13 protein-coding genes are annotated in these 12,348 nt (G+C 63.5%); 10 read left to right on the plus strand and 3 right to left on the minus strand.

Going from position 1 to position 12,348, the window contains the following annotated elements:
- The first annotated feature begins 127 nt into the window (after positions 1 to 127).
- The 3 genes from ABIA30_RS20615 (at position 128) to adhP (ending at position 3,429) form a co-directional block, all read left to right on the plus strand.
- Entirely contained in the window at positions 128 to 1,336 is a 1,209-nt protein-coding gene (locus ABIA30_RS20615; RefSeq protein WP_370069042.1) for an AAA family ATPase, read from the plus strand.
- A gap of 144 nt (positions 1,337 to 1,480) precedes the next feature.
- On the plus strand, positions 1,481 to 2,293 hold the full coding sequence (locus ABIA30_RS20620; RefSeq protein WP_370068799.1) for a universal stress protein: 813 nt from the start codon (positions 1,481 to 1,483) through the stop codon (positions 2,291 to 2,293).
- A 47-nt stretch (positions 2,294 to 2,340) separates the two neighbouring features.
- Entirely contained in the window at positions 2,341 to 3,429 is a 1,089-nt protein-coding gene (adhP, locus tag ABIA30_RS20625; RefSeq protein ID WP_370068801.1) for an alcohol dehydrogenase AdhP, read from the plus strand.
- A 44-nt stretch (positions 3,430 to 3,473) separates the two neighbouring features.
- Here adhP and ABIA30_RS20630 read toward each other — a convergent pair whose 3' ends face one another.
- Positions 3,474 to 3,941, minus strand: a complete 468-nt coding sequence (locus tag ABIA30_RS20630) for a phosphatase PAP2 family protein (protein WP_370068802.1) — start codon at positions 3,939 to 3,941, stop codon at positions 3,474 to 3,476.
- A gap of 275 nt (positions 3,942 to 4,216) precedes the next feature.
- On the opposite strand from ABIA30_RS20630, the gene ABIA30_RS20635 reads away from it, so the two are divergent.
- Entirely contained in the window at positions 4,217 to 4,729 is a 513-nt protein-coding gene (locus tag ABIA30_RS20635; RefSeq protein WP_370068803.1) for a DUF302 domain-containing protein, read from the plus strand.
- Positions 4,730 to 4,783: 54 nt separating this feature from the next.
- Here ABIA30_RS20635 and ABIA30_RS20640 read toward each other — a convergent pair whose 3' ends face one another.
- Entirely contained in the window at positions 4,784 to 5,017 is a 234-nt protein-coding gene (locus tag ABIA30_RS20640; RefSeq protein WP_370068805.1) for a hypothetical protein, read from the minus strand.
- Positions 5,018 to 5,363: 346 nt separating this feature from the next.
- On the opposite strand from ABIA30_RS20640, the gene ABIA30_RS20645 reads away from it, so the two are divergent.
- The 4 genes from ABIA30_RS20645 (at position 5,364) to ABIA30_RS20660 (ending at position 9,867) form a co-directional block, all read left to right on the plus strand.
- Positions 5,364 to 6,599, plus strand: a complete 1,236-nt coding sequence (locus ABIA30_RS20645) for a permease (RefSeq protein WP_370068807.1) — start codon at positions 5,364 to 5,366, stop codon at positions 6,597 to 6,599.
- A 37-nt stretch (positions 6,600 to 6,636) separates the two neighbouring features.
- Positions 6,637 to 7,605, plus strand: coding sequence for a GlxA family transcriptional regulator (locus tag ABIA30_RS20650; protein ID WP_370068809.1), 969 nt, complete (start codon positions 6,637 to 6,639; stop codon positions 7,603 to 7,605).
- Positions 7,606 to 8,093: 488 nt separating this feature from the next.
- Positions 8,094 to 8,516, plus strand: a complete 423-nt coding sequence (locus ABIA30_RS20655) for a DUF5994 family protein (RefSeq protein ID WP_370068811.1) — start codon at positions 8,094 to 8,096, stop codon at positions 8,514 to 8,516.
- A 247-nt stretch (positions 8,517 to 8,763) separates the two neighbouring features.
- The gene (locus ABIA30_RS20660) at positions 8,764 to 9,867 is read left to right on the plus strand and encodes a hypothetical protein (protein WP_370068812.1); all 1,104 of its coding nucleotides are present in this window, start codon (positions 8,764 to 8,766) and stop codon (positions 9,865 to 9,867) included.
- Here the strand turns inward: ABIA30_RS20660 and ABIA30_RS20665 are convergent.
- Positions 9,801 to 10,601 carry a crotonase/enoyl-CoA hydratase family protein gene (locus ABIA30_RS20665; protein WP_370068813.1) on the minus strand — a complete coding sequence of 267 codons (801 nt, stop codon included), beginning with the start codon at positions 10,599 to 10,601 and terminating at the stop codon, positions 9,801 to 9,803. The two genes, ABIA30_RS20660 and ABIA30_RS20665, sit on opposite strands and share 67 nt — an antisense overlap.
- Before the next feature lie 217 nt (positions 10,602 to 10,818).
- Here ABIA30_RS20665 and ABIA30_RS20670 point away from each other — a divergent pair, with 217 nt between their 5' ends.
- Together ABIA30_RS20670 and ABIA30_RS20675 are read left to right on the plus strand one after the other, a co-directional pair.
- The gene (locus tag ABIA30_RS20670) at positions 10,819 to 11,502 is read left to right on the plus strand and encodes a TetR/AcrR family transcriptional regulator (RefSeq protein WP_370068815.1); all 684 of its coding nucleotides are present in this window, start codon (positions 10,819 to 10,821) and stop codon (positions 11,500 to 11,502) included.
- Entirely contained in the window at positions 11,499 to 12,347 is an 849-nt protein-coding gene (locus tag ABIA30_RS20675) for an MlaE family ABC transporter permease (protein ID WP_370068817.1), read from the plus strand. Before ABIA30_RS20670 ends, ABIA30_RS20675 begins: the two co-directional genes overlap by 4 nt.
- Position 12,348: the final 1 nt, after the last annotated feature.

The raw sequence follows: 12,348 nt of genomic DNA on the forward strand, positions 1-12,348 counted from the left end.
ACGTCTGAGCCGAGAACATGCTTGCCGAAGGGAGATCGAATTGAACTGCCGGCTGTCCGCGGACAGCTATATCGGTCTGGCGCACCTCGTCGGCCCCGAAGGTGGTCCGGGTGAACCCGTGATCGAGATGCGCCGGTACCCAGACGACGAACGCCTTTCCACGATCGTGGGTCGTGCGTTGTGGGCAGGCGGCCATCTCGATGCCATCGCACAGAAGTTGGCCCGATTGCATGCGGAGTCCCCACGTGGCAGGGAGATCAACGCCGCTGGACGCCGCACGGCGATCGTTGCGCGGTGGGAGCAGAATCTCGTAGAACTCGTCCGCCGGGCCACGCGCCTCGACATCGGCAAGTCCATCGCCCAGATCGACCACCTGTTCCGGCAGTATGTCGACGGTCGCGCAATGTTGTTTGCGCAGCGGATCGATCGGCGCAGGATCGTCGATGGACATGGTGACCTGCAGGCTGCGGACATCTTCTGTACCGCCGGTGGCCCGGTCATATTGGACTGCTTGGAATTTGACGACCAACTGCGCTATGTCGACGGTATGGACGACGCATCGTTTCTGGCAATGGATCTGCAATTTCTGAGTGCCGACGAACTTGCCGACAGCTTTCTCGCCAGCTACCGTGGCGCCGCCGAAGAGGATGCGCCGTTCTCCCTGGCCTACTTCTACTGTGCCTACCGGGCCGTCGTGCGCGCGAAAGTCGACTGTGTGCGCATGGAACAAGGCGATGGCTTGGCCCACGCGGACGCGCTGCGGCATCTGGAACTGGCGATCGACAATCTGCAGCGTGCGACCGTTCGTCTGGTCCTCGTGGGCGGTGGCCCAGGAGCCGGAAAATCCACGCTGTCAAGCGCTTTGGGAGGTGCACTGGCCGCACAGGTGATATCGACCGACGACGTTCGCGAAGAACTCCGAGCGGCGGGACAGCTGGATGGTCCTGCCGGACACTACGATACCGGACGCTACAGCCCGCACAACGTCCATGCGGTATACAAAGCGATGCTGCACCGGGCAGGATCACTTCTTGCGCAGGGGCAGTCGGTGATCTTGGACGGCACCTGGCGTGATGCCGAAGCGCGTGAGTGTGCCCGCGCAATTGGTCATGAAAACAGCTGTCCGGTGGTCGAATTGTGCTGTACAGCACCTCTTTACATCGCTCAGAACCGGATTGCCGGTCGATGCGTCGGTGCGTCCGAAGTCACACCGGAGATAGCTGCTGCCATGGCGCAGGAAACTGAGATCTGGCCCGAGGCGCTCGGTATCGACACTTCTCAGCCCGTCGCCGCGTCGGTCGAGGACGCCATCGAGATGTGCCGCTCTGCGCTGTGAGTGGCACAGCGCACAGCACCGCTACTCGCGGCCATGGTTGGAGGGACCAAGTACCCGAAGCATGGGACCTTGGGCAGTATTCCGGCGCCAGGCGGACTCGTAGGGTGGCAATCACGGACAACCAGTACGAGGCAAGGACGGACCATGAACGAAACAGTTGACGCAGAACCTGTTGTCGTCGGCATCGATGGTTCGAAACCGGCACTGCGGGCGGCGCGGTGGGCCGCAGTCGAGGCGGCGAGCCGAGACGCTACGTTGCGCCTGGTTTACGTCATTGAATCCGATGAATCCCAACGGCAGGAAAGCATCGACCGAGCACAGCACGCGTTGCACAAAGCCTGGGTTGCAATCTCAGACAGCAACATCGATGTCAAAGTCGAATCCGAAATCGCATCCGGACGCCCGGCTGACTGCCTGGTCGAAGAATCCCGGCACGCGTCGATGGTCTGTATGGGTCACCGGGGAACCCATGACTCGCCAGACGGTCCGCGGGGTTCCACCGCTGCAGAGGTCGCTCAAAAAGCGGTCGGATCGGTCGCGATCGTGCACGCGCCACATACCAAGCGGGCATTCGACCGCCATAAGTGGATCATCGTGGTCCTCGACGAATCAGACTCGGCCACAGCGGCATTGAAGGTGGCGCAGAACGAGGCCGTATGGCGCCATTCCCCGATCCTGGTGTTGGAATCGTGGTCACATTCGAACGAGGCGAATGATCCTCGACATCCGGTGCGCGCCGCACTGAATCGCTTGCTCAAGGAAGCAGGTAACAGCGATGTGCAATCGGTCACGCTACCCAGGCCGAGCCATATGACCGATTTCTTGCAGCAGAGCGCCTCCATCGATCAGCTCGTCATCGTCGCCGGCGATCACGCCGGCTTGGTCGAGGAGCTGACCAACGGCCAGACCCGCAAGGTCCTCGACGATTCCGACTGCTCGCTGCTGTTTGCCCGATGACGTGAAAGACCTTTTACACAAATAACTTTCGTTGATGGAAATAGATCATGACTCAGGCTTTGTCCGCCCCAGCCAATGGCACTGCCACGACAACCATGCGTGCCGCAGTCGTCACCGCCTATGGCGCACCACTGGAAATAACTGAACTCGAAGTGCCCTCGCCGGGTTATGGGGAGGCCCTGGTCCATCTCGACGCGTCTGGCATCTGCCATACGGATTTGCATGCGGCGCGGGGTGATTGGCCGGTCAAGCCGGAGCTTCCATTCGTGCCCGGCCACGAAGGGATCGGCACTGTGGTTTCTCTCGGTGGAGGCGTTCGCGACCTTGAGATCGGCGACAAAGTCGGCAACGCGTGGTTGTGGTCGGCATGCGGGCGGTGCGAGTACTGCCGCAGCGGCCGGGAGACCCTGTGCGAGCACCAAAGTAACGGTGGATACACCGTGAACGGGAGCTTTGGAACCTACATGCTGGTCAATGCGGACTACGCTGCCCGGATCCCGCACGGCGCTGACCCGGTCGAAGTCGCTCCGATCTTGTGTGCCGGCGTGACGGTGTACAAGGGCCTCAAGGTCAGCGGGGCCCTGCCGGGGCAATGGGTGGCGATCTCCGGGATCGGTGGACTCGGACACATCGCTGTTCAATACGCGCATGCGATGGGCCTTCGGGTTGTCGCTGTCGACGTCGATGTGGCGAAGCTGACTCTGGCCAAGAGCCTTGGCGCCGAGGTGGTGGTCAACGCTCGGGCGGGCGATGCCGCGGAGGCTGTCCAGCACGCCACTGGCGGTGCACACGGTGTTCTGGTCACCGCAGTGCAACCGCAGGCTTTTCGCCAGGCGATCGGTATGGCGCGGCGTGGCGGCACCATAGTGTTAATCGGACTGCCGCCAGGGGACTTTCCGGCACCGATCTTCGACATTGTGTTGAAGGGCTTGACCATTCGCGGGTCGATAGTGGGAACTCGACAGGATCTGGCTGAAGCGCTGGACTTCTATGCCCGCGGATTGATCAAGCCGACCGTCACTCGTGCACATCTCGGTGAGATCAATTCTGTGCTCACCGAGATGGAACAGGGGCGGATCCAGGGCAGGGTGGTCATCGATCATCGGACTCCCTACCGCGCGGACGTCGGTGCCTGAATGCGGGCACTGTCGGCAGGGGAAGGGGTGAGGTTGGGGTCGGGCTATCGGTGTGAGTCGGGGGGCGCGGCGCGGCCGGGTGTCGTCGTAACCAGTCTGCGTAGCGGGGTCTTGCTGACGAGATCAAGCAGGGGGCGCAAGAGCGGCCGGCTGAGGAAGTATCCGGCCAGGCTGACCACAATGCCCAGCGCGAGGCCGGCCAGCACGTCGCGCGGGTAGTGCGCACCCACGTAGACGCGTGCGAAGGCCATCAAGGCCGCGGCCACTGCCGCAACGGTGCCAAGGCGTCGGTTCACCAGCCACAGCGCAGCGACCACACCCAGCGGAGCCCACACCGCCGCCACCATTGCTGTCGGATCTACGCGCTTGCGGGCGAGCCACCATCCGGCCACCAGTAGTGCCACAAATAGGACAACCCCGTCGTTGGCGTACCAGGCCATGAGCGGACGCAACCACGGGGTGTCTCGGGCGATCGCGTTGATGGCGTAGAAGGTTCGTGTGTCAAGGTCCATCGCCGGTGCCTTCGGTTCGCTGGTTGCGTTCGGTGTCGGGGTCAATACTGGTCCAGCGCAGTGACGGGAGAACGACCGACCCGCATCTGTATCTGCACGTCGTCCCGCCCGCCGAGAGGCGAATTGCGGAGGCGCCTTCCGTGTGATCGGTGCCCGTTGTCCGCTGCGACGGTGGCGTCGTGCGCTCCTTGATAGCTCGCCGTGCCGGATTCCGCCGCAATCTCCGTGTCGATAGCTGTTGTCCTCAAGCGGGATATCCGAGGAGGATGAGTGAGGTGACTGAACCGCACGAGATCCGATTCGAGGGTGTCAGGGTCCGCCTCGACAGCGACAAGACATACGAGGAGTTGGTCGCCGCGCTGCTGGCGGATATCGGTGCCGATCCTCCTGCGATAAGTGATTTTGCTGCAACGACTTTGAGTGACTGGGAGTCGTTCTCGGGGGAGGTCTCGCGGCACTTGGGGCCCAGCGACTTCATGCTGATGCACCTCATCGACCACGGTGGGTGGTTGCCGTCGGCCGGGATCAACCGCAAGGCGTTGCGGGTCATCCTCGGCAACCCCTTGATCGCGATCACGATGATCCGGCACGACCTGGCGGCTGGATTGTTCGCGCCAGTCGAGCTGCTGATCGCCGACGAAGCCGGTGGTCGAAGTAGCCTGACCTATGTGAAACCGAGCTCGCTCATGGTCATCGAGGACAATCCGTCGCTGCGAGAGGCGGCTCTGGCGCTGGACGGCAAACTCGCCGCGTTAGCCATCAAAGTCGCGGCGACGGAAGTTAACTGAATCCGCGGCAACGCCTACGTCATCGGCGCGTCGCAGCCAAGTGATCGAGCCGGTTCAGCCGACATTCCCACGGTGCTCGGGCGGAGCCGGCGTGAAGGCGGGGCCACCGGGGTTGATGCTCTTTTCGGTAGGCGTCACCGAAGTCGTGGTGGTGGTAGTTGTGGTTGTGCTCGTCGTCGGGGTCGTCGGTTGACCGCCGTTGCTACAACCGGCCAGCAGGGCACCTGAGGTGATCAGCGCACCTGAACCGATGATGACGCCCAGGCGTCGAATTGTCAGTGAACTCATAGCGGCTGATCCTAACCGCGTTTGTCCAGAGTTTCAGTGGATAGAACGAGTTTCAGAAGGATGGAAAGCGCGCTATTTGAGCAGCTTATGACCGCGATCGTCGATCGGTATCGGCAGCGCCGTCTCGGAATTCTTGGAAAGGTCTGACCGACGTTAAAAATGTTGTGGCGCAGCTGATATCGGTGCACGGCGCGGCGTCAGCCCAGTCCGTCGGCGGCACCGCAGCCGGCCGCGTCGGGTGGGACGAAGCCGGTGCCGGCGACCCGGCTGGGGCGCTATACCTCCAGAGAGGGCGTCACTATGCCTCTAGAGAGGGCAGAGTGGGAATCCGAGCAAGGGAGCGGACATGACGGCGATCGGGCACGCGTTGTCGCTGACGGGGTCGATGACGTGGGAGATCCTCTGGGCTTTGATACTCGGTTTCCTGCTGTCGGCGGTGGTTCAGGCGGTCGTTCAACGTGCCGCTGTGGTGCGACTACTCGGCAGCGATTCGCCCCGTACGTTGGCGATCGCGACGGGCCTGGGCATTGCCTCGTCCTCGTGTTCTTATGCGGCAGTGGCGCTGGCGCGGTCACTGTTTCGCAAGGGCGCCACCTTCACTGCCGCGATGGTGTTCGAAATCGCCTCCACCAACCTGGTGATCGAGCTGGGCATCATCCTGGCCCTGTTGATGGGCTGGCAGTTCACCCTCGCCGAGTTCCTCGGCGGTCCGATCATCATCATCGGTGTTGCGCTGATATTTCGAATTGTGTTGCGTCAAAACCTAATACGTGAGGCAGCGGCGCAGGCCGACAAGGGCGTGGCCGGATCGATGGAAGGGCATGCGGCGATGGACATGTCCATCGCCGGTACCGGCAGCTTCTGGACGCGGCTGCTATCGGCCGAGGGACTCACCTCGGTGGCGCATGTCTTCGTGATGGAGTGGGCCGCGATCTGGCGCGACCTGGTAGCCGGGCTCTTGATCGCCGGCGCCATCGGGGCCTGGGTGCCGAACTCGTTCTGGCAGGGCCTGTTCATCGACGGTCATCCCACCGCCTCGGCGGTGTGGGGTCCGATCATCGGTCCTCTGGTGGCCGTGGTCAGCTTCGTCTGCTCGATCGGCAATGTGCCGCTGGCGGTGGTGCTGTGGAGCGGCGGCATCAGCTTTGGTGGGGTCGTCGCGTTCATCTTCGCCGACCTGTTGATCCTGCCGATTCTCAACATCTACCGCCGCTACTACGGCCTCCGCATGACGGTCGTGATCGCCACGGTGTTCTATCTGTCCATGGTCCTCGCCGGTTACTTCGTCGAGATCTTGTTCACCGCTACCGGTTTGGTGCCCGACCGGCAGAGCGCCCAGATGCCCGACGAAGGCATCTCCTGGAACTACACCACTTGGCTCAACCTGGTGTTCCTCGGCCTCGGGGCCGTGCTGGTGTGGCGGTTCGTGCGTACCGGTGGCGTGGCGATGCTCAAGATGATGAACGGCGCACCCGAGATGGACCACACCATGGGCGAGCAGCCGCACCACCACACCAGCACGCATGAGGGCCACAGCGATCCGGATGCACCGACCGGGCCCGCACGCGGACACGAGATGTAAGGATCGCTCAGTGTCTGGTGACCGGCGGACTGAACCCATGACGACTACGCGTGGCCGCCACCATGTCGTGTTCGTCGTGTTCGACGGTGCCAAGACGCTGGATGTGGCGGGGCCGGCCGAGGTCTTCGCCGAGGCCAACCTGTTCGGAGCCGAATACACCCTCAGTTATGTATCGCCTTCCGGGGCAACGGTTCTGACCTCTACCGGAATTCAGCTGCCGGTCGAGGCTGCGGCCGCCGACGTGCTGGAGCCTGACACGGTCATCATCTCCGGCGGTGACGTCCTGGTCGGACAGCCCATTGCGCCAGATCTGATCGATGCGGTGCGCGGCCTCGTCCCTCGGGCCAAGCGATTGGTGTCCATTTGCACCGGATCGTTCGTTCTCGCTGCGGCGGGGGCGTTGGCCGGCCGCCGCGCAACCACGCACTGGCGGCACGCCGAACTGCTTGCGCGCGCCTATCCCGATATCGAGGTCCAGCCCGACGCGCTGTTCGTGGTGGACGGCGACACCTTCACCTCGGCGGGGGTATCGGCCGGAATCGACCTTGCACTCGCGCTCGTCGAACACGATCACGGTCCTGACCTCGCGCGTGCGGTCGCGCGCAGCCTCGTGGTGTTCATGCAACGGCCGGGCGGGCAATCTCAGTACTCTACGTATCTGGATGTCCGCCCGCCTCGCGTGCCGACCCTGCGGACAGTGGTCGACCTGATTTGTGCGCAGCCTGACCTGGACCACAGTACGAGCAAGTTGGCGGCCCGGGTCGGTGTCAGTTCCCGCCACCTGACTCGGCTGTTCGCATCCGAACTCGACACCACCCCCGCGAAATTCGTCGAACGGGTGCGACTGGACCACGCCAAGGCCCTCATGGAAGGCGGGCACAGTGTCGAACGGGCTGCCCGGGCCGCCGGGTTCGGCAGTGCCGAAACGATGCGGCGGACGTTCGTTGCGCGTCTTGGTATTTCGCCTAGGCAGTATCGCGATCGGTTCACCACCACGGCGCGGTAACGGTCGGCCAATGGGGTGTTCAGTTGAATACCGCGGGCAGCGATCCAAATATCGAAAGATTTGATCGACAGCCAGAAAGGACGAGGGTTAGACCGGAGCCGGGCCGGCGCCGGGTGCCCCGCGAAAAACTGTCTTGCCGCAATCGAAGCACTCCCACCGCCGCCCGCTGCCGGCCTTGACGGGAGGTAGCGGGTACATGCCGGCGCAGCCGCACCGGGGGCATTTTGGCGCCATCGGTGGAGTCTACGGCCAGCGGGTCAGGCGCGTGCTGATTCGAGTGGTCGGGCGCCATGAAGTGCAGGTTCAGCGTAAGGTGGGTAGCGGAGATGTCTTTTAGCGGCCAGCGGTTCGCCCGAACGCAGGCGCTTCGGCTGCGTTAAGTCCTCCGTTTCGCCCCGCGTGGGGTGGTCGCTGTTTCGACCGTGAGGGGTCTCCGTGAAGCACATCGGCGCGTCCACATATTCGGCATCTGAGTAATGGCGTACGTCATGCCGAAGCCACGTTCTGGCAAGCCGGTCCGGCTCTCGTTGGCGTATGACCTCGGCCATGAGATCGACGGGGGATGGTGGCCCTACACGGCCGCGATTGCCGACGAACTTGCTGATCTGGTTGCGGCGCTCGACTCGCGATTGGGAAAAGTTGCCGAAATAGACATCAATTGGGCGCCAATGCACAATCCACCCAACCTGAACTGGAAGGATTGGCAGACCAGACCCCAGCACATCATGGCCATCAAGGGTGACCAGGCTCGGGCGAACGTGCTGGTCGTGCCATGCACGACGAGCAGCAATCTGGCTGCGATGGTTTTGCGCCGCGCTGCTGGGCTGCCCGTAGTCCCCGCACGTAACGAAGACGGCACGCTCAACACCGCTGAAGAGATATTGAAAGCTGCACGGAAACAATGTATTTAGTGGCTTGACCAGACAACTTGGAGTGCGATTTTCCGATCGGCGCCGTCGGCGACGAGCCCACGCCGATCACTCCCGCGCTGTCCGGGGTGAGCGCGGCTGCTGTCCGCCTGAGCGTCAAAAGTGACACTCACGTCCAATTGAATTGAACCTGCCGGGGCTGGCGAACGTGGCACTTATGTCACCACCGAGGCAAGGGGTCACTATGCAACGCTTACGCGTCCACGCTGCAACTGTCGGGATCGCCACGATGAGTATCACCGCGGCGGTCGCCGCGCCGCTGGCCCCGATCACCCAGTCGCCACCGACAACGGTGCAGCAGGTCCGACTCGCCGCCACGACCGTTCCGCCGGGTGGCCTGATCACCAGCTTTCTGCACAACCAGACTGTCTACTGCTCATTGATCTGCCCGCTGTTGGTGCAGACCGGCGTCACGGCCGTCTCGACCATGCTGCAGGTGCCCGGCACCCTGTTCGCCGCGCTGCAGTCGCACAACCTCTTGCAAGCGATCGGAGTCGCGGCCGAATCGGTGACCGGCCCGACCGATACCGCGATCGAAAAGGCCATCGCCGTCGATGCGGCCATACCCGCACAGCGCGCTCTGAATGCATTCGAGGTCGGGGTGGTCGGATTGCTCAACATCATCCCGGCCGTTACCGGTGGTCCATCGGCGATCCTGGCTGCCATCGGGCAGGCGCGCCTGGACACCTTCAACGCGCTGAACGCACCCTTCGTGCCGAATCCCACGCCCACGGTCATGCCTCACGGCGTCGTCGAGGTCGCGGTGGTGCAGGCCATCAATGTCGTTGCGGCCGTGATCTTCCCGGCGTTCAACGACGTGCTGGCCGGCGCATTCCAGGTCCCCAACGCGGTGGCGAAGGAATTGGCCGCGACGGGCAACCCGGTCCAGGCACTCCTTGCAGGTATACGCACCGCGGCTGGCGTCGTGACTGCAGCCGGCACCGTCATCGCCAATGCGATCGGTACCGCGATCAACACCGTCCGGAATGCGGCAGCGGCGTCGGTACCCGTCACGGTTGCCGGGGTGACGCCGAAGGTCGCGGCCGCGGCTCCGGTGCCGGGCCCGAAGGTGTCCGCACTGTCGGCGACAGCGGGCACATCCCCGAAGACGCTCGGACTGTTGAGCTCTGGCGGCAAGTCAACGGACCACGGGACGCCTGCCGGTGCACTGCGGACTTCTACGACGAACGTGTCGCCCAAAGGCGGGCAGTTCGACGCGCCGGTCCAGACCGGCACTCACGTGACAGGTACGACGAGCTCCGGCGCTCACCCCAATGATCGTGGTTCCCACGTCGGAAAGCCGTCGCGACCAGCTTTCCGTGCCAATCGATGATTTCGCCCGCGGAGCAGCCGAAGCTGCAGCGCCGACTCGGTCCAGAACGCCCAGCGCGGCGCAGATGTCCAGGTCGAGTGGAACAGTTTTTTGGTGGCCGCCAACGCATCTGGTGACCGTTCGATCAGTTGGGCGGCCAGTTCCTCGGCCGCCGCAACCGGATCGTCGGCGACCGAGGTCACCAGCCCGTACCGCAAGGCGTCGGTCGCGGGGAAGATCTCTGCGGTCATGGTCAGCCGCTTGGCCACGTCCATCGGAAGCAGCTCACGCAGCGTCACGCTGCCGGTCATGTCCGGTATCAGTCCCCACCGCGCCTCCATGATCGACACCTTGCAGTCCGGTGTCGCGATCCGGAAGTCGGCCGCCAGGGCGAGTTGCATCCCGCCGCCGTAACAGTGGCCGTGCAACGAGGCGATCACCGGTACCGGAAGCTCGCGCCAGGCCCAGCACGCCTTCTGGAACAGATTGGTCGTCTGGCCGGGCAGCTTGCCGAAGTTGCGTATCGCGGCGAGCCCCGACAGCTTGGCGCCGGCGAAATCCAGCCCAGTGCAGAACGCCCGCCCGTCACCGCGCAGGATCACCACTCGCACCGATCGATCTCGCGCCAGTTGAGCGGGGACAGAGGCGAGTGCCTCAAGCATTGGTAGGTCGAGGCTGTTCATCTTGTCCGCTCGGTTCAGCGTCGCGTAAGCGATGCCGTCTCGAACATCAACGGTGATGCGGTCCTGAGCCATCGCGTCAGGATAAATGGCGGGGATTGCCTGAGGCGTGGACCGTGTGCATTCGATGTGAATGGCGGGAATCGCCCACGACGTCAGCTGGGGCGTCCTACGCTGCTGCGACAGCCAGCTGGCACTCGCGTGGGCAAACCGAATGAGACCGGATTACCTACACGCGCGACAATTGATTCCGTTTTGCGAATACTGGGTCTGTTTACGGAATCATTCCGCTATGGTTCGCGGTGTGACTGGGGAGGCGCGCACCAAGATGGCGGACCGCCAGCGCGCCAGGCGCGCCGAGCTGGTGCGTGAAGAGGTGATCGACGCAGCGCTGGCGGAGTTCGCCGAGCGCGGCTATCACCAGACGTCGATCAGCCATATCGCCAAGAGGCTCGGGTCCGGGCATTCGATGTTCTACCGGTACTTCGAGAACAAGCGGGACATCTTCGACCACGCCGTGCGGCAGGTGAATGCCCGACTGGTGGCCGCGATCGGTCAGTGTTCATCCGATGGTTTTGCGTCCATCGAGGAATTCAGCGCGTACACCAACTCTATCGGGATGGCGTATACCGACTTGCTCGCCGAAGATCCGCGGCTGCTGCAGTTGATCGTTATCCAGGCCGCCGGCGTCGATCAGCAGATGACCGAAGAGTTCCACCGCATGTTCGACGGCGGAGTGCGCAGGCTGTCGATGTTGTTGCGGGACGGCATGAACCGCGGCTACATCCGATCCGACGTCGACCCGTACGCGACCGCCCAGTCGATCGTCGCGATCCCCTTCGGCATCGCCCTGCGCTATGGGCAGAAGCCGGACCGCAACGTCCTGGTGGCCCAGACCCGTGCCACCACTGATCTGGTCTGCCGTGGACTTGCCACCGAATGGCTGGCTCCGCAAAACGAGGAGTCCGCCCGATGACCGACCAAGCGCAGAATTCCGATGCGATCGGCGAAGCCGTCGGTTGGGTCCGCCGCTATCTGCTGAACCACCCGATTGCGTCGCTGAGCACCGCAGGCGGCCAGATCGTGCTAGGGCTGCGCACGCTGCAGTACCTGTTCCTGGATATCGTGAAATGGCGATTCAACGTCCGCGAGTTCCTGGATCAGGCCGCATTCATGGCCGGAACCGCTTTCACTCCAACGGTTTTGGTGACCATCCCGATCAGCGTGACGTTGTCGATCCAATTCGCGCTGCTGGCCGGCCAGGTCGGCGCCTCGTCGTTGTCCGGCGCGGCCACCGGCCTCGTGGTGATCCGCCAGGGTGCGCCCCTGGTCGCTTCGCTGTTGCTGGCCACCGCGGTCGGCTCGGCGGTTTGCGCCGACCTGGGCTCGCGCACCATGCGCGAGGAGATCCAGGCGATGGAGGTGATGGGGGTGTCACCGATCCAGCGGCTGGTGGTCCCACGCCTGGCCGCACTCGTACTGATCGGCGTGCTCTTGACCGGCGTCACCAGCTTCGTCGGCTATCTGGCCAGCTACTTGTTCAACGTGTACATGCAGAACGGCACGCCCGGATCTTTCATCGCGACTTTCTCGTCGTTCTCCACCGTCGGCGATCTGGCGTTGGCGATGGTCAAGGCGATCGTGTTCGGTGTGATCGTGGCGGTGATCAGCTGCCACAAGGGCCTCGACACCCGTGGCGGCCCGGCCGGCGTGGCCAACTCCGTCAACGCCGCCGTGGTGGAGTCGGTGTTGCTGATGATGATCGTCAACGTCGTGATGAGTCAGCTCTACGTGATCATCTTCCCGAAGACGACGATCTGAC

The organism is Mycobacterium sp. MAA66 (genome assembly GCF_041261665.1).
Taxonomy (GTDB): Bacteria; Actinomycetota; Actinomycetes; order Mycobacteriales; family Mycobacteriaceae; genus Mycobacterium.